The following is a 17974-nucleotide window of genomic DNA, read 5'->3' on the forward strand; positions in this document are numbered from 1 at the left end:
GGGGGTCCGGTCACACGGCGGGCGCCTACTTCACGGGGGCCTGCCCGAGCAGGGTGCGCAGCGCGCCGAAGGAGTCGCGGATGCAGGCGGCGGGGCCGTCGCGGTGGTCGGACTGCTGCGACCAGCGCTTCAGTCCGCTGCGCACGGTCGCCATGGCGATGCCCGCGAGCAGCTCCGCCGCCGCGCCGTCGGCGGGGGTCCCGGTGCGCCGTGCGAGGGTGTCGGCCAGCTCCCGCTCGACCGCCTCGCACTGGGCGAGGAAGGTGGCGAGCACGGACGGCACGCCTTCGGCGATGCGCAGGATGTCCTCCAGCTCCTGGGGGCTCGGGGCGGCCTCCTGGAGGTGGTCGGCGAGCACGTCGCCGAGGTCGCGCAGCACTGTGTCGGTGTCCGTGCCCGTGCCCTGGGCGAAGCGCTCGGCGAGGGCGGCGGGCAGAGAACCGGGCAGGGCGAAGAGGGCGGCTTCCTTGCTGGGGAAGTAGTTGAAGAAGGTGCGGGGCGAGACCCCGGCCTCCTTGCCGATCATCTCGACCGTGACGCGCGCGAAGCCGAGTTCGCGCGCGAGGCGCAGCGTCGTCGCGTGCAGTTCGGCGCGCGTCTCGCGGCGCCTGCGTGCGCGCAGCCCCTCGGCGGGGGCGCTCTGCTGCTGGTCGGAGTGGGTCACGGCCGAGATTCTTGCACACCGTGCAAACTTGCGGTCACTGCACCCCGGCGTCAGGTCCGAGCGCACGCAGCAGGGCGTCGAGCCCGGCGCTCAGCTCGTCCTCGCCGCCCTGCTCGGCCATCAGAGGAGCGCTCTCCCGCAGCCGGGGCAGCTCGCGGGCGGGCAGCCGGTGCAGCCCGAGCCGGAAGGCGGGGTCGGGCTCGTCCGGGTCGTCGTCCATGGCGCGCAGTTCGACGATGAGCCAGCCGAGCAGCCAGGCGGTGAACGCCCGGTGCAGCCGCACCGCCTGACGGTTGCTCAGCCGGGCGTCGAGCAGCAGCGCGAGGATCCGCTCGTCGGCGCGGAGCACGGCGGCGGGCCGGCGGGCCAGCGGGGTGGAGAGCAGCCGGGTCGCCAACAGCGGTACCACGTGCGGGTGTCGCAGTCCCACCCGGTACGCGGCGCGGGCGATCCGGTCGAGCTCCGTGCGCCATTGCGGACTCGTGGAGCCCGCGTCGAGGGCGGTCTCCAGCTCGTCGCAGAACGCTTCGACGAGCCCGTCGAGGAGGGCGTCCTTGCCGTCGGCGTACCGGTACAACGCCATGGCCTCGACGCCGAGTTCGGCCCCGAGGCCGCGCATGCTGAGGGCCGACAGTCCGTCCCGGTCGACGATCTCCAGGGCCGCGGCGAGCACGCGCTCACGGCTGAGCCGCCCGTAGCGGCCCCGGTCGGAGGCGCGGCGCGCGGGGGCCGCTCCGTCGGTCGCCCCCGACGACTTCTTCGGCATCACGCGCCCCTCTCGTCCCCGGAGTCCCGTACGACCTCGGAAAGTGCCTCTTGACTCAGGACCACCATAGGCGCAAAGTCGTACATATACGTCGTAAACATACGTCGTCAGCGTACAGCGCAGGAGCGTGCGGCCATGACGCACCGCGAGCCGGTTCCGGTGAAACCCCAGGCGACGGACGTGCGCGAGGTGGCCGCCCACCTCTCCCGCATCTCCGGGGGGAACGTGGTGCGGGTGGCCGCCGACGGCCCGGTCTTCGGACGGCCGTGCCGGGTGCGACAGGTGCGGGAGACCACGTTCGTGTCCGCACTCCCCCGCCGCGACCGCGTGGCCCTGGGTCTGATCGCGGCGGGCTGGGCGGTGAGCCTGGTCTGGTTCTGGGCCTGGTGGCTGCGCCCCGAGCACCGGGCCGGCTGGCCCGGCCTGATCGTGAACAGCGTGCTGCTGCTGTACCTGACCGGCCTGCCCGCCTACTTCTTCGCCACGGCCCTGCGGCTGCGCCGGGTCGACCCGGCGCTGGCGGTCCCCTCGCTACCGGTCGCCTTCGTCGTGACCCGGGCGCCATCGGAGCCGTGGCCCGCGGCGCGCCGCACCCTCACCGCGATGCTCGCCCAGGACTTCCCGCACCGCTACGACGTGTGGCTGTGCGACGAGGCGCCCACGCGGGACATCGTCGAGTGGTGCCACGCGCACGGGGTACGGCTGTCGTCGCGGCAGGGCGTCGGCGCCTACCACCGCCCCGCCTGGCCGCGCCGCACCCGCTGCAAGGAGGGCAACCTCGCCTACTTCTACGACCTGTGGGGCTACGCCGAGTACGCGGTGGTCGCCCAGCTGGACTGCGACCACGTGCCCGCGCGCGGCTATCTCACCGAGATGGTCCGCCCGTTCGCCGACCCCGCCATCGGATACGTGGCGGCGCCCAGCATCTGTGACGCGAACGGTGCCGCCTCCTGGTCGGCGCGCGGCCGGCTGCACCGCGAGGCCGTGTGGCACGGGGCGGTGCAGCTCGGCCACAGCGACGGGCTCGCCCCGATGTGCATCGGCTCGCACTACGCGGTGCGCACCCGCGCCCTGCGGGACATCGGCGGCCTCGGCCCCGAGCTCGCCGAGGACTTCTCCACGACCTACCTGCTCAACTCGGCGGGCTGGCAAGGGGCGTTCGCCATCGACGCGGAGGCGCACGGCGACGGACCGCTCACCTTCGCCGACCTCGTGACGCAGGAGTACCAGTGGTCGCGGAGCCTGACGACGATGCTGCTGGGGCTGCTCCCCCGCCATCTGGGCCGCCTGCCGGCGGTGCTGCGGCTGCGCTTCGCGTACGCGCTCGCGTACTACCCGCTGCTCGGCCTGATGATCGTGGCCGGCCTGATCCTGCCGCCGGTGGCCGTCGTCACCGGACTGCCCTGGATGAACGTCGACTACTTCGCCTTCCTGCTGCACTTCTGGACGCTGCCCGTGTGGCTGCTCCTGACGCTGGCGCTGCTGCGCCGGCGCGGGCTGCTGCGGCCGCGCCGCGCCCCGCTCGTGAGCTGGGAGGTCTGGCTGTTCGCGCTGGCCCGCTGGCCGTTCGTCATCGCGGGTCTGGCCGGGGCGCTGCGCCAGCGGGTCCGGCCGGGGCAGGTCACGTTCAAGGTGACGCCGAAGCAGGTGACGGGGCCGCGGCCGCTGCCGGCCCGGCTCACCGTGCCGTTCGCCGTGCTCGGCGGCACGCTCGCCGCGGTCGCCGTGGCCGGCGAACTGACCAGCCCCGCGGCCGGCTACGTCTTCCTGTGCCTGGTCGCGGGCGCCACCTACACCCTGGTCGCGCTCGCGCTGCCGCTGCTGCACGTCCGTGAGGCGGCCCGGTCCGCCGGAGTGCCGTTCTCGGCGGCGCTCGGCACGGTGCGCGGCTCCCTCGCGGCGACCGTCCCGGCGGCGCTGACCGTCGCCACGGCCGTCGTCCTCTACCCGGCCTACGCGGCCGCCGTCCTGGACTGGTGAGCAAGATGGCCGGACGCAAGGGCTCCCCCTCGACCGTCCTCGTCACGGGCGGCGCCGGTTTCATCGGCAGCCACGCCTGCGTCGAACTCCTCGACCACGGCTACGAGGTGATCGTGGTCGACGACTACTCCAACAGCTGCCCGCGGGTGTTCTCGCGGGTGGAGCGGATCGCCGGCCGGTTCGTCGGCGCCGTGTACGAGCTGGACATCCGTGATCGGCGCGCCCTCTCGGCCGTCTTCGACCGTCACCCAGTGGACGCCGTCGTGCACTTCGCCGCGCACAAGGCCGTGGGCGAGTCGACCCGGATGCCCGCCGCGTACTACGACACGAACATCGGCGGCACCACCGCTCTGCTGCACGTCATGGACGAACACGGCGTCCGCAGGCTCGTGTTCTCCTCCTCGTGCTCGGTGTACGGAGACGCGGGCGAGGGCCCCCTCGACGAGGCGACCCCGCACCGGCCGACCAACCCCTACGCCGCGTCGAAGTCGGTCTGCGAGACGGTCCTCGCCGACCTGTGCCGCGCCGACCGGCGCTGGAGCGTGCTGTGCCTGCGCTACTTCAACCCCGCGGGCGCGCACCCCAGCGGCCTGCTCGGCGAGGACCCGCACGGCACCCCGGACAACCTCTTCCCCTACGTCTCCCAGGTCGCCGTGGGCCGCAGGCCCCGGCTGCGGGTGTTCGGCTCCGACTACCCGACGCCGGACGGCACCGCGATCCGCGACTACCTGCACGTCATGGACACCGTGGAGGCGCACCGGGTGGCCCTCGACCGGCTCGCCGACGGACCCGGCATGAAGGTCTTCAACCTCGGCCGGGGACACGGCAGCTCGGTGCTCGACGTGGTCGCCGCCTTCCAACGGGCGAGCGGCCTGACCCTTCCGTACGAGATCACCGGCCGTCGCGCGGGCGACGTGGCCGAACTCGTCGCGGACGCGGGCGCGGTGGCGCGCGCCTGGGGCTGGCGTCCCGTCCGGGACCTGGCCGACATGTGCCGGGACGCCTGGCGTTTCCAGCAGCTCAACCCGCACGGCTACCAGGGCACGCCCCGGCGGCCGGGCCGGCACGACGAAGGAGCAGGACCATGCGGATGACAGTCATCGGCACGGGATACGTCGGCACCGTGCACGCGGCGTGCATGGCCGACATCGGGCACGAGGTGCTCGGCGTGGACATCGACGCCGAGCGGGTCGCGGCCCTGGCGGCGGGCCGTGCCCCACTGCACGAGCAGGGCCTCGACGCCCTGCTGGCGAGCGGGGTCTCGGCGGGACGGCTGCGGTTCACGACGTCGCTCGCCGAGGCGGCCGCCTTCGCGAACCTCCACTTCATCTGCGTCGGCACGCCCCAGCGCCCGGACGGCGCGGGCGCCGACCTCCGGTACGTGGACTCCGTCGTCGAGGGCATCGGACCGCGGCTGCGGCCCGGCGCCCTGGTCGTCGGCAAGTCGACGGTGCCGGTCGGCACGGCCGCCCGGCTCGCCGGGCGGCTCGCGGACCTCGCACCGGGGACGGAGGTCGCATGGAACCCGGAGTTCCTGCGCGAGGGTTCCGCCGTGCACGACACGATGCATCCGGAACGGCTGGTGATCGGGGTGTCGTCGGACCGGGCGGACGCGCTGCTGCGGGCCGTGTACTGGCCGATGCGGCGGGCCGGGATCCCGGTGTTCAGCACCGACCCGGCGACGGCGGAGCTGGTGAAGGTCGCGTCGAACGCGTTCCTCGCCACGAAGATCTCCTTCGTCAACGCGATGGCGGAGGTCTGCGACAGCGCGGGCGCCGACGTCACGGTCCTGGCGCGGGCCATGGGCGCCGACTCGCGGATCGGTCCGCAGTTCCTCGATCCGGGACTCGGGTTCGGCGGGAGCTGCTTCCCCAAGGACATCCGGGCGTTCGCGGCCCGCGCCGAGGAGCTGGGCGCCGGTGAGGCCGTGGCCTTCCTGCACGAGGTCGACCGGATCAACACCCGGCAGCGGCGGCGCACCGTCGACCGCGCCCGCGAGCTGCTCGGCGGCACCTTCGCCGGGCGCCGGGTGGGCGTCCTGGGCGCCGCGTTCAAACCCGGCAGCGACGACGTGCGGGACTCGCCGGCGCTCGCCGTGGCGGCCGCCGCGCAGGCGGAGGGCGCCGCCGTCCGCGTCCACGACCCGCAGGCCCTGGACAACGCCCGCGCGGCGTGCCCGGACCTCACGTACACCCTGGACGTCCCGAAGGCGTGCGAGGGCGCGGATCTGGTGCTGCACCTGACGCAGTGGCCCGAGTACCGCGCGATCGATCCCGCCGCCCTGGCCGGTGTCGTCCGCACCCCGCTGATCCTCGACGCCCGCAACAGTCTCGACCCGCGGGCGTGGGGTGCGGCCGGCTGGGCCTTCCGGGCGCTGGGCCGCCCGCTGAGCACCGTGGGAGGTGCGTCATGAGAGTGGTGGTCACGGGAGGCGGCGGATTCCTCGGCTCCCATCTGTGCGAGGCACTGCTGTACCGCGGCGACACGGTCTGGTGCCTGGACAACTTCTCCACCGGCGCCCCGGCGAACGTGACGCACCTGCTGCCCGAGCCGCGGTTCCGGCTGGTGTCGTGCGACGTGACCGAGCCGTTCGAGGTGCCGGGACCGGTGCACGCGGTGGCCCATCTGGCGAGCCCCGCCTCGCCGCCCGACTACCACCGGCTCCCGCTGGAGACCCTGGCCGTCGGCAGCCGCGGCACGGACAACGCGCTGCGGCTCGCGCTCCACCACGACGCGCGCCTCCTGCTGGCGTCGACGAGCGAGGCGTACGGCGACCCCGAGGTGCACCCGCAGCCGGAGGACTACTGGGGCCATGTGAACCCGGTCGGTCCGCGCAGCGTGTACGACGAGGCGAAGCGGTACGCCGAGGCACTCACCATGGCGTACCGGCGCTCCCTCGGCGCGAACACCGGCATCGTGCGGATCTTCAACACCTACGGACCACGGATGCGTCCGCACGACGGCCGCGTCGTCTCGACGTTCCTGCGCCAGGCGCTCACCGGACGGCCGCTGACCGTCTTCGGCGACGGCGGCCAGACCCGCAGCTTCTGCTACGTCGACGACCTCGTACGGGGTCTGACGGCGATGCTCGACAGCTGCGCCGCGGGACCGGTGAACCTGGGCAATCCCGCCGAGTTCACCGTCCGGGAGCTGGCCGACCTCGTCCTGAAGGTGACCGGTTCGTCGTCGGCGGTCGAGCACCGGCCGCTGCCGGTCGACGATCCGACCCGGCGCCGCCCCGTCATCGACCTGGCCCGCACCGAGCTCGGCTGGGCCCCGTCGATCCCCCTCGAAGAGGGACTGCGCCGCACCGTGGCCTGGTCCCGGGCCCGTTCCCGCGCCCGTGAGGTGCGGGCCCGGGAACCCGTGAAGGTGTGAGGGCGATGCGCGGCGCGGCGCTCGCCGTGACGGTGGGCCTGACCGTGGTGGCGGCCGGGTGCGCGGCCACCCCGCACTACGTGCCGCCCGCGCACACGTACTACGTGGCCCGGGACGGGGACGACGGCGCCGCCGGCACGTCCCCGGGCACGGCCTGGCGCACCCTGGACCGGGCCGACCGGGCGGGCCTCGCGCCCGGTGACCGGCTGCTGCTGGAGGGCGGGGCGCGCTTCGAGGGCTCGGTGACCGTCGGGCCGAAGGACGCCGGGGACGCCGGCCGACCGGTCGTCCTCGGGTCCTTCGGCACGGGCCGTGCCACGATCGACTCCCCCGCGGGACCCGCCGTCTCCGTGTACGACACCGGGGGCGTGCAGGTGCGGGACCTGGCGCTGCGCGGCTCGGGCACCTCCCGCGCGCGCGACGCGGGACTGAACCTCTACAGCGACCTGGACGGCGGCGGCCGGCCCGCCGGGGTAACCGTCTCCGACGTGGACGTGGCCGGCTTCCGGGTCGGCGTCGCGGTCGGCGCGTCCGCCCACGGCGTCGGCTTCCGTGACGTCGCCGTCCGCCGGGCGGTCCTGCACGGCAACACCGACGCGGGCTTCCTGGCGTACGGCCCGGACTTCAAGCCCGCCCGGCCGGTGTACGCGCACGCGGATCTCACCCTCGACTCGGTGACCGCGTACGGCAATCCGGGCGATCCCCGGGCGCACGACCGGCACACCGGGGACGGCATCGTCGTCGGCTCGGTGCGTGGTGCGACGCTGCGGCACGTCGCCGCCCACGACAACGGGGCCCGCGCCGCGAGCGACGCGCCGGAGGGCCCGGTCGGCGTGTGGGCGTACGACGCCACCGGGGTCGTGGTCGAGCACAGCCTCGCCTACCGCAACCACACCGGTTCGGCCGTCGACGGCGCGGGCTTCGGGCTCGACTCGAACGTGTCGGAGTCGGCGCTGCGCGGGAACCTGGCGTTCGACAACGACGGCCCCGGTTTCTACGCGTACCAGCGCTGGGTCAACGGGGCGCACCTGCGCAACACGATCAGCCACAACATCACCGTCGACGACGGCCGCGCGCTGCCCGGGCACGGCGCGATCGCCGTGTACGGCCAGGACATCCGCGATCTGGCCGTCGTGCAGAACACGGTGGTCCTGTCGCGCTCGCCCGCCGGCTCCGGGCCCGCGCTGCGCCTGCAGTCCGGGGAACGGGGCGTGGTGGTCCGCAACAACCTCCTGGTGACCGGAGACGTCCCGCTGGTCGTCGCCGACCCGGGCCTCGGCCCCTCGAACGTCACGCTCCAGGGCAACAACTACCGCTCGGCGAAGGGTGATTGGCAGGTCCGGTGGGGCGCCGAGCGGTACGGCTCGCTCGCCGCGTGGCAGGCGGCCACGGGGCAGGAGATGCACGGCGGCGGGGCCGTCGGACTCGACGTCGACCCGTGCCTGGCCGGTGGCGCGCTGCCGCGGATCGGGTCGCCCGACGACGCGCCGCGGGTGGTGCCCACGTGCGACGCGCTCGCCGGGCAGGGCGTCGACCTGCCGCTGCCGCACGGCGCGCCCCCGGCCGGCGGGGCCGACTGGTTCGGCCGGTCCTTCGATGCCGCGCCGCAGGTCGGAGGGGTCGTGCCGCGCTGAGATGCAGGGTGCCCCTGCCCGTGCCTACGATCGTTTGAGGAGCGAGGCCCAGGCCAGATGCCCTGTACGCCGCCCGGTGTCCCCGACGCAGGGAGGCGCGTGCCATTGCTGCGAGCACATCGGCTGATGGCCCTCTATGCCGCCCTCGTGGCGGCCGCCACCGCCGTCTACCTGACCATCCCCGCGATGCACGCGCCGCTGTGGGCGGCGATCGGCTTCGCGTCCGCCGTCGCGGTCGTCGCCGGAGTGCGCATGTACCGGCCCGCGCACACCTGGCCCTGGTACTTCCTGGCCGGCGCCCTGCTGGCCTTCTCGTTCGGCGACACGTACTACAACGTGCAGGAGCAGTACTACGCCGCGTCCAACCCGTTCCCCTCCCCGTCCGACGCCTTCTACCTGCTGACGTACCCGCTGTTCGCGGTCGGCCTGTTCGGGCTCGTGCGCTACCGGTGGGCCGGGCGCGACCTGCCCGCGGTGCTCGACGCGATGATCCTCACGGCGGGGCTCGCGCTGCCGGTCTGGGTGTTCCTCGTGCAGCCGCTGACCCTCGCCGACGACATGACGTGGCAGCAGCGCGCCATCAGCATCGCGTACCCGCTCGGCGACGTCCTGGTCCTCGCGCTGCTCGCGCGGCTCCTCGCGTCGGGGCCCGGTCCGCGCGGCAACCGTTCGGTGCAGCTCCTGGTGGCCGGCACCCTGACGCTGCTCTGCTTCGACGTCGCGTACGGCATCCTCCAGCTCAACGGGACGTGGCAGGCGGGCACGCTCCTGGACACCGGCTGGGTCGTGTTCTACACCGCGTGGGGCCTGGCCGCGCTGCACCCGTCGATGGCGGACCTCACGGCGCAGCAGCCGCGCGAGCCGACGCTGCTGCCACCGCGCCGGCGCGTGGTGATGCTGGGCGTCGCGACACTGATCGCGCCGGCGATCCTGCTGCACGAGGCGCTGTCCGGCACCGCGCACGACGGCGCGGCCATCGCCGGGTTCAGTGCCGTGCTGTTCCTGCTGGTGCTGCTGCGGCTCGGCGGGATGGTGGTCGCGCACCGCAATGCGGTGGCGCGCGAGCTCGCGCTGCGCACCGCCACCGCGTCCCTGGTGTCGGCCGTGCATCCGCAGGACATCGCCACGGCCTGCGACACCGCGGTGAGCGCCCTGCTCGGCCCGGGCGTCGCGCACGCCTCGGTCCTGCTGCCGATGATCCCCGACACCGAGTCGCGCGGCCCGCACGATGCGACCCGGCTGATGCCCGTCGACGAGCTGGAACCCTCCGCCGCGGCCCGGCTGCGGGGCCTGCCGACCGCGCTGGCCTGCCCGATGGTGCCCGCCGACCGGCCGCCCGGCGGCGATCTGCCGGGCGTGCTGGTCGTGGCCGGGCCGCCGAAGCGGCTGGGCGAGGTCCGGAGCCCGCTGGAGAGCCTCGCCGCGCACGCGGGACTGGCGATGGAACGGATCGCGCTGCGCCAGGAGATCATCCGCCGGGAGAGCGAGGCGTACTTCCGCACGCTGGTGCGCAACGCCTCCGACGTGATCCTCATCGTCGACGACGACAACACCGTCCGGTACGCGAGCCCGTCCGCGCACGCCGTCTTCCGCGGTGCGCGGCCCGTCGGGGCCGTGCTGCCCGACCTGGTGGGGCCGCGCGACCGGGAGCGGGCGACGCAGGCCCTGGAGGCGCTGCGCACCGAAGGGGCGCCGGAGACCCACGACCACTGGTGGGTGACGCAGGAGGAAGGGCGCACCGAGGTGGAGGTGCGGTGCAGCGACCTGCGGGACGACCCGACGGTCAACGGGATCGTGGTCACGCTCCGGGACGTCACCGAACAGCGGCAGCTGGAGCAGGAGCTGACGCAGCGGGCCTTCCACGACGCGCTGACCGGACTGCCCAATCGGACGCTGCTGCTCGAACGGGTGGAGCGGGCCCTGCTGCGCAGCCGCCGCGAACCCGGTCTGACCTGTCTGCTCTTCATCGACCTGGACGACTTCAAGCTGGTCAACGACACCCTCGGGCACCCGGCGGGCGATCTGCTCCTGATGGCGGTCGGTGAGCGGCTCTCGGCGTCGCTGCGCCGCTCGGACACGGCGGCGCGGCTCGGCGGCGACGAGTTCGCCGTGCTGATGGAGGACGCCCGCGATCCGGTCGACGCGGAGCTCCTCGCGGCGCAGGTGCTGCAGACCCTGAGCCGGCCGGTCCGGCTCCTGGAGGACGCGGTGAGCGTGTCCGCGAGCGTCGGGGTGGCCACCGCCCTGGACAGCACCAACGCCGACGAGCTGCTGCAGCACGCGGACCTCGCCCTGTACGCGGCGAAGGCGGCGGGCAAGCGGCAGTGGCGCCGTTTCAAGCCGCCGCTGCACGAGCGCGTGGTGCGCCGCCACGAGTTGCAGGCCCGGCTGGACACGGTGGTCGGCGAGGGCGCGTTCGCACTGCGCTACCAGCCGGTCGTGGACCTCGCGACGGACCAGGTGGTCGGATTCGAGGCGCTGGTGCGCTGGCCCGACGACCCGCGCGGGACGGTGCCGCCCGAGCAGTTCGTGGCGCTCGCCGAGGAGACCGGGCACATCGCGTCGCTGGGCGCGTGGGTGCTGCGCAACGCGACGGCGGGCGCCGCCCGGCTGCAGGCCGTGGCGCCCGCCGCACCGCCGTACGTCAGCGTGAACGTGTCGGCGCGGCAGTTCCGCGAGACCGACTTCGTCGACCAGGTGCGGGCGGCGCTCGCCACCCCGGGCCTCGCGCCCGGATCGCTCCAACTGGAGCTCACGGAGACGGTGCTGATGCGTCGCGACCAGCAGATCGACACGGTCGTGCAGGAGGTGAAGGACCTCGGGGTGCGGATCGCCGTCGACGACTTCGGCACGGGCTTCTCCAGCCTCGGGTACCTGCGTGAGTTCCCCATCGACGTCCTGAAGATCGACAAGTCGTTCATCGACGACATCACGTCCGACACCCGGCAGGTGGCGCTGGTCGAGGGCATCGTGCGGATCGCCCGCACCCTCGGCCTCTCGGTCATCGCCGAGGGCATCGAGGACCCGGCGCAGCGCACGCTGCTGGCCGGGATGGGCTGCCGGTTCGGGCAGGGCTTCCTCTTCGCCCGCCCGCTCACCCCCGAGCACGCCCTGACGCTGCTCGACCGCCCCGCACCGAAGGAGACGACGGTTATGAGCGATGCGGCACCCGAGCCCCCGGGAGTGCGGCGCGATCCGCGCTGGGGCGACCTGGAGCGGCTGCGCCGCACCAACCCGATGAGCGACGCCGTCCTCGACGAGGTGCGCGGCCGGCACATCCGCAGCGGGGACCACTGGCTGATCGACTTCGCGTCCTGCAACTACCTGGGGTTCGACCGGGATCCGGAGATCATGGCGGCGATCGGCCCGGCGGTCGAGCGGTGGGGCACCCACCCCAGCTGGTCCCGGCTGCTGGGCAGTCCGCGGCTGTACCCGGACATCGAGGAGCGGCTCGCGGCCCTGCTGGGCGCGCCGGACACGCTGCTGCTGCCGACGGCGACGCTCATCCACGCCTCGGTGATCCCGGTCCTGGCGGGCCAGGGCCAGGTGTTCGTGGAGGCCACCGCGCACCGCACGGTCTACGACGGCTGTGTCGCGGCGCGTGGGCAGGGCGCGACGCTGCACCGCTTCCACGCGGAGCGGCCCGACGAACTGGAGTCGCTGCTGCGGTCGGTGCCGCCGGGCGTGTCCCGGCTCGTCTGTCTCGACGGCGTCAACAGCATGAGCGGCAACCTGCCCGACCTGCCGGGCCTGGCCCGGCTGTGCCGGTCGTTCGAGGCGACCCTCTACATCGACGACACCCACGGCTTCGGCGTGATCGGGGAGCGCGGGGCCACCGAACCGTGCCCGTACGGCTCCCGCGGCAACGGCGTCGTACGGCACCTCGGGGAGACCTACGACGGGATCGTGCTGGTCGGCGGGTTCTCCAAGGCGTACTCGTCGCTGCTGGCCTTCCTGGCGCTGCCGACCTGGCTGAAGGACCACCTCAAGACGTCGGCGGCGCCCTATCTGTACTCGGGACCCTCGCCCACCGCGTCGCTGGCGACGGCGCTGGCCGGGCTCGAGGTGAACGAACGGCGCGGCGATGCTATCCGGGCCGACCTCCACGCCCGGACGAAGCGGGTCCTCGACCATGTGCACGCGCTCGGCCTGGACACGCTCAACCGCGACGAACTGCCCATCGTCGAGATTCCGTTGGGCCAGGCGTCGGACGTGGACGCGGTGGCCCGTTTCCTGTGGGACAGCGGGATCTACGTGACGGTGGCGGCGTATCCGCTGGTGCCGCACGACCGGGTGGGTTTCCGCATCCAGCTCACGGCGCTCAACTCCGACGAGGACATCGACCGGCTGAACGCGACGCTGACCCGCCTCAAGGAGCGGTTCCCGATGCGGGTGCGGAAGTGAACGGACCGTGACCGGACGGACGTTCAACGACGACGTGGACTGGGACGGCTGGCCCGTCGACGCCTATCTCGCCGAGAACTACCGGGAGCTGCACCCCTCGGACGCCGCCGTCCTCGCCCACCACAGCGCCTGCTACCGGAGCCTGCCGGCGGGCGGGGTGGAGCGGTCGGTGGAGTTCGGGGCCGGGCCCAATCTGTACCCGCTGATGCTGGGCGCCGCGGTCTGCCGGCGGGTCGACGCGGTCGAGGCGGGCGCCGCCAACGTGGCGTATCTCAGGCGGCAGTTGGCGGACGGGCCCGATCCGAGCTGGGGTCCCTTCCACGCGCTGGCCAGGGAGCTCGATCCGCGGCTGCCCGCCTCCCCCGCCGCCGCGCTCGCCCATGTACGGGTGGTCCACGGCGACGTGCGCGCGCTGGTGCCGGGCCGGTACGGGCTCGCGTCGATGAACTTCGTCGCGGAGGGCGTGACGGAGGACCTCGACGAGTTCGGGGCGCTGTGCGCGTGCTTCGCGCGCTGTGTCGCGCCCGGCGGGCGGCTGATCGCCGCGTTCATGGAGAACATGCCGACGTACCGGATCGGCGGGACGACCGTCTGGCCGGGCTGTCCGGTGGACGTGCCGGCCGTACGGTCCGTCTTCGCTCCGTTGACGAGGGAGCTGACGGTGACGCGGATCGACGCGGACCCGACGCTGCCGGACTACGGGGACTCCGGCATGGTGCTCCTGTCGGCCGTCACCCGGTGAGCCGGGCGTCGTCCAGGGCGAGCGCCGTCGTGACGAGGGCGAGCTGGGCCGGGGCGCTCGGCGCGTTCCCGAGGCGCCGCCCGGTGCCGGGGTCCCAGCGCTCGGCGAGCAGTCCCACGTCGCTGCGGGCGGCGAGGACCCGCTCGAACGCGGCCCGGGCCGCGCCCCGGCGGCCGAGGCCGGCCAGCACGCGGATCCGCCGCAGCTCCTCGGTCACCGGCGGCGCGGCTCCCCGGGGGCCGTCGAGGGCCGCGCGGACGCGCGGGTGGGAGGCGGGGTGGAAGCCCACGTCGGCCATCCGCAGGGCGGTCCCGCGGGGCAGGGCGCCGAGGGACTCCAGGTGGCCGCGGATCTCCGCGCGGAGCGCGCCGCACGGCGCCGGGTCGTCGCCCCGGCCGAGCTGTCCGGCCGTGCGCAGGCCGCGGTCCACGGCCATCCACGCCATGAGGGCCTCGTCGGCCGGCACCGGTGCCCGCGGGCACCGCCAGGCCCGTTCGACGGTCCGGGTCAGATCCGCGACGAACCGGCCCGAGCCCAGGCCCGGCGTCGGCAGCCCGGCGTCGAGCGCCACCCGGAGGGCGTCCAGGACCTCGGCGTGGGCCGCGAAGCGGAACCGGCCGGCCGTCGCGTCGCCGAACCGCACCGGCCGCCCGCCGAACCATCCCGCGTCGGTCTGCCGCAGCCGCCGCTCCCCCGCGATCCCGTAGACCGCCTGCAGTCCGCCGGGGTCGCCCGCCGCCGCGCGCAGCAGCCAGTCGAGGCGATGGGTCGCCTCGGTCCGCAGCCCGCAGCGCAGCAGGGTGCCGAGGGCGGGTCCGAAGCCGTCGAGCCCGCAGCTGCGGCCGTCGCCGTCGTGCTCGCCGTCCGGCCCGTGGGGCAGCGACGTCGTGGGCGCGGTGAGGACGGCGCCCGTCGGGGCGTGGGTGAGCGCCTTCCACGTGATCAGGGACCGCAGCACGGCCGGCCGCCAGGGGCCCTCGTACGCGCACCGCGCGGTCCAGCGCCGCCAGAAGGCGACGGTCTCCTTGAGCAGGGTCTGCGCCGGCACGGTCAGCTCGGCCGGGGGTTCGGCCAGGTGGGAGGGGGCCCAGACCAGGGTGAGGGCGCAGCGCTGGCCGGGGGCGAGGGCGGTGTCGAGGGTGGCGGTGCCGGTGGCCGGGTCGAGGGTCTCGTGGGCGGGGCCGTCGGCGCGCACCCACACGGCGTCGGGGCCCGCGACGGCGACCGTGCACGGCCCCACGGAGCGCAGCCAGGGCACGATCCGCCCCTGGTGGAAGCGGAGCCGCAGCACGCCGCGCACCGGCACGGCGCCCCGGATCCCCTCGATCCGGCGGACCAGGCAGGGGCGGGTGGCGCGCGGCGGCATGAAGTCGGTGATCCGCACCGCGCCGTCGGGCGTCTCCCAGACGGTGTCCAGGACGAGGGTGCCGGGGCGGTAGGCGCGGTGCGCGCGGGCGTCCGGGGCGCGGGGCGCGAGCCGCCAGGAGCCGTTGGCCGGGGTGCCGACGAGCGCGGCACAGGCGGCGGGCGAGTCGAAGCGGGGCAGGCACAGCCAGTCGACGGACCCGTCCCTGCCGACCAGCGCGGCAGTCTCCAGGTCCCCGAGAAGGGCGTGGTCCTCGATACGGAAATCCATGATCGGAACTACGCCGCCGTACACAGAGCCGCACTTTCAGGATAGGCTCATTTGTCCGCATTGAGGCAGAATTTCTTCGTGCTGTTTCCCGCAGCACGGGCACGGCCCACCACCACGGACAGGGGACATCGGATGCGCGCACGTCACGTCACGGCGGCCACGGCGGCCGCCCTCGCCCTGACCGCCCTCGCCGTCCCCGCGTCCTGGGCGGCCGACGCCACCCCCGCGGCGCTGCCGCGCTGCGCGGAGAAGGACCTGACCGTACGGGCCGGGCTCTCCGACGACACCGAGGGCGTCCTGGACCTGAGCGTGCGCAACGACGCGGCGAAGGCCTGCCTCGTCGACCGGGTCCCGACCGTCCTGTACGGCGATCTGGACGGCGCGGCACTGCCGCTGCCGACGGTGCCGCACGGCGGGTACACCCTGGGCGCGCACGACACCGCGTACGCGGCCGTCCGCTCGGTCTCCGACTCCGCCGACGCCGCGAAGGAGGCCCGCACCGTCATGTACGTGACGGTCTCCGCGGTCCCCGACCACGACGGCCGCCGCTTCCCCGCCCTCAACCTCGGCGCCCCGGCCGGGGTCCAGGTGTGGGAGCCGGTGACGACGCTCTGGCAGTCGTCACCGGCGCGGGCCGAGCAGGTCCTCACCGAGCAGGTCAGCGGCCAGGGCAAGCTCGCCGTCTGACCCCGCCCGGCCCCGACCGGACTCGACCGGCCCCGTCAGCCCTTCTGCTCCACGCGCACCCAGTCGACGTCCGCCCGCACGCCCCCGCGGGCGACCGCGTCGACGCTCGACTGGGGCAGGCCCCAGTACGGCTGGGTGACCTTGTTCCAGCCGGCCGGGTAGGCGCCGCCGAGTGCGAGGTTGAGGATCAGGTACTGGTCGTGGTCGAAGACCCACTGGCCGCGCGTGGACTCCAGCTTGGTGCGGGAGGTGTACTGCACGAGCTTGTCGTCGACGGTGAAGCGCATCCCGGTCGGCGTCCACTCCACCGCGTAGGTGTGCCACTGGTCGGCGCGGCCGCCGTCGGGATAGTGCTGGAGCGCGCCGATGTTGCCGTCGGCCGAGTAGCCGGGGCCGTGCAGCGAGGTGCTGGTCCAGTCGCCGTAGCCGATGTTCTCCATGATGTCCGTCTCGCCGGAGGCCGGCCAGGACACGGACGGGTCGTCGACGTCGCTGCCGAGCAGCCAGAAGGCGGGCCAGAACCCGTCCCCCACCGGCAGTTTCATCCGCGCGCTCACCTTCCCGTACCGGAAGTCGAGCTTGGTGTGGGTGTCGATGCGCCCCGACGTGAAGTCGTAGGTGCCGCCGCCCGCCCGGGTGCAGCCCTTGCAGTACCGCGCGGCGAGGACCAGGCTGCCGTTCTCCGTGCGGACGGTGTCGGTGGAGTCGACGTACGCCTGGGACTCGCCGTTGACCGGCCCCATCTCCGAACCGGTCCTGACCACCCGCCACTTGGCGCGGTCGAGCGCGCCACCGGTGAAGTCGTCGAAGAACGTCGTGCGGTACGCCCCCGGCTGCTCGCCCGGCAGCGCCGGGTACGCGGCGGCCGCGCTGCCTCCGGTGCCCCACACCTCGAACTCGTAGAGGGAGTAGCCGAACTGGGCGGTGGCCGGGGCCGGGTTGTAGAAGGAGCGGCGTTCCTTGCCGAGCATGCGGACGTAGCGGCCGGCGGCGGGGGTGGGCAGTTTCACGGTGTCGCGGCGGCCGGTCGCCTCGCCCGGGGACTTGATGTCGGCGCGCCGGGCCGCCACCTCGTCGGCGCTCGGCCGGTACACGGTGCGCCAGCTCCTGTTGTCGTCGGACACCTGGATCTCGTAGTCGACGGCGTAAGCGGCCTCCCAGTACAGGTCGACGGTGTCGATGGTCGAGGTCGCGCCCAGGTCGACGGCGACCCAGCGGTCCGCGTTCCAGTCGCTCGACCAGCGGCTCTGGTCGGTCTTCAGGTCGGCGGGTCTGCCGCCGTCGGTGACGAACGCCGGTGAGTTCCCGGCGTGTTGGTAGTAGTTGCTGTACGCGGGGTGGTGCAGGGCGAGGTTGGTGCGGGTCGTCGAGGCGGGGGCGGGCGTGCCGCCGTAGACCTTGAACGAGTACAGGGAGTACCCGTAGGGCGTGGCGCGTTCGACGCCGCGCAGGCGGACGTAGCGGCCGGTCACCTCCTGCGGGTACGTGTGCGCGGTGACGCTGCCGCCGGTGCCGGCGTCCTCCGTGTAGAAGGGCTGCCAGTCGGTGCCGTTCTTCGAGACCTCCAGAACGTACTGCTTGCCGTAGGCGGCCTCCCAGTCGAGGGTCACGCGGTCGACGCGCACGGTCGCGCCGAGGTCGACGCGCAGCCATGCCGAGTCCGAACTCTCGCTGGACCAGCGGGAGTTCGGGTCCGCGTCGACCGCCTCGGCGGGTCCGGTGGCGGCGTTCTCACTGCCGGACGCGGTGACGGACGCGGGGTCGGCGGCGTACGCGGCCGCCGCCAGGTCGGTGTTCCAGTCGGGGGCCGCCGCGGCGGCCGGAGGGGCGAGTGAGGTGGCCAGGGCGGCCAGGGTCGCGGTGATGCTGAGCAGGAGGAGGGGGCGGCGCATGGCGTCTCCTTCACGACGTGACGGAAGGAGAGCGCTCCGGAGGCGGAACGTAGGGGGCGGTCCGCCGCGTGTCAACGGGGGCCGGTGGGACGGAGGCGAAGAAATCGCTTTCCATAACTTCCTGAAGTCCAAACTGGCCGATACGGGCGATTTATTGACGCTCAGTCCCCTGGATTCTCGTGAACTTCCGT

The 17974-nt window shown here is 73.9% G+C and carries 12 protein-coding genes; 8 read left to right on the forward strand and 4 right to left on the reverse strand.

Annotated elements, in window-relative coordinates:
• Positions 1-25 precede the first annotated feature (25 nt).
• Both RBJ77_RS53250 and RBJ77_RS53255 read right to left on the reverse strand, forming a co-directional pair.
• The gene (locus RBJ77_RS53250; protein ID WP_372351609.1) at positions 26-664 is read right to left on the reverse strand and encodes a TetR/AcrR family transcriptional regulator; all 639 of its coding nucleotides are present in this window, start codon (positions 662-664) and stop codon (positions 26-28) included.
• Positions 665-698: 34 nt separating this feature from the next.
• Positions 699-1430, reverse strand: a complete 732-nt coding sequence (locus RBJ77_RS53255) for a TetR/AcrR family transcriptional regulator (RefSeq protein WP_372351610.1) — start codon at positions 1428-1430, stop codon at positions 699-701.
• A 135-nt stretch (positions 1431-1565) separates the two neighbouring features.
• Here RBJ77_RS53255 and RBJ77_RS53260 point away from each other — a divergent pair, with 135 nt between their 5' ends.
• The 7 genes from RBJ77_RS53260 to RBJ77_RS53290 all read left to right on the forward strand — a co-directional run bounded on the left by RBJ77_RS53260 (position 1566) and on the right by RBJ77_RS53290 (position 13568).
• Complete coding sequence (locus RBJ77_RS53260; RefSeq protein WP_372351611.1) at positions 1566-3410, forward strand: glycosyltransferase family 2 protein; 1845 nt, start codon at positions 1566-1568, stop codon at positions 3408-3410.
• A gap of 5 nt (positions 3411-3415) precedes the next feature.
• Complete coding sequence (gene galE, locus RBJ77_RS53265; RefSeq protein ID WP_372351612.1) at positions 3416-4504, forward strand: UDP-glucose 4-epimerase GalE; 1089 nt, start codon at positions 3416-3418, stop codon at positions 4502-4504.
• Entirely contained in the window at positions 4495-5823 is a 1329-nt protein-coding gene (locus RBJ77_RS53270; RefSeq protein ID WP_372351613.1) for a UDP-glucose/GDP-mannose dehydrogenase family protein, read from the forward strand. The genes galE and RBJ77_RS53270 overlap by 10 nt, the downstream gene beginning before the upstream one ends.
• Complete coding sequence (locus RBJ77_RS53275) at positions 5820-6788, forward strand: UDP-glucuronic acid decarboxylase family protein (RefSeq protein WP_372351614.1); 969 nt, start codon at positions 5820-5822, stop codon at positions 6786-6788. The genes RBJ77_RS53270 and RBJ77_RS53275 overlap by 4 nt, the downstream gene beginning before the upstream one ends.
• A 5-nt stretch (positions 6789-6793) precedes the next feature.
• Positions 6794-8422: a right-handed parallel beta-helix repeat-containing protein gene (locus tag RBJ77_RS53280; RefSeq protein ID WP_372351615.1), complete on the forward strand. Its 1629-nt coding sequence runs from the start codon at positions 6794-6796 to the stop codon at positions 8420-8422.
• A gap of 126 nt (positions 8423-8548) precedes the next feature.
• Entirely contained in the window at positions 8549-12826 is a 4278-nt protein-coding gene (locus RBJ77_RS53285) for an aminotransferase class I/II-fold pyridoxal phosphate-dependent enzyme (RefSeq protein WP_372351616.1), read from the forward strand.
• A 7-nt stretch (positions 12827-12833) separates the two neighbouring features.
• Positions 12834-13568, forward strand: a complete 735-nt coding sequence (locus RBJ77_RS53290; RefSeq protein ID WP_372351617.1) for a class I SAM-dependent methyltransferase — start codon at positions 12834-12836, stop codon at positions 13566-13568.
• Here the strand turns inward: RBJ77_RS53290 and RBJ77_RS53295 are convergent.
• Positions 13558-15204, reverse strand: a complete 1647-nt coding sequence (locus RBJ77_RS53295) for a glycoside hydrolase family 15 protein (protein WP_372351618.1) — start codon at positions 15202-15204, stop codon at positions 13558-13560. The two genes, RBJ77_RS53290 and RBJ77_RS53295, sit on opposite strands and share 11 nt — an antisense overlap.
• Before the next feature lie 132 nt (positions 15205-15336).
• Between RBJ77_RS53295 and RBJ77_RS53300 the strand changes: the two genes are divergently transcribed.
• The gene (locus RBJ77_RS53300) at positions 15337-15891 is read left to right on the forward strand and encodes a DUF4232 domain-containing protein (protein WP_372351619.1); all 555 of its coding nucleotides are present in this window, start codon (positions 15337-15339) and stop codon (positions 15889-15891) included.
• Between the two features lie 35 nt (positions 15892-15926).
• Here the strand turns inward: RBJ77_RS53300 and RBJ77_RS53305 are convergent, their stop codons facing one another.
• A complete protein-coding gene (locus RBJ77_RS53305) occupies positions 15927-17783 on the reverse strand; it encodes a discoidin domain-containing protein (protein WP_372351620.1) in 1857 nt (618 codons plus the stop codon).
• Positions 17784-17974: the final 191 nt, after the last annotated feature.

This window comes from Streptomyces sp. KL116D, assembly GCF_030766975.1.
GTDB lineage: Bacteria > Actinomycetota > Actinomycetes > Streptomycetales > Streptomycetaceae > Streptomyces > Streptomyces longispororuber_A.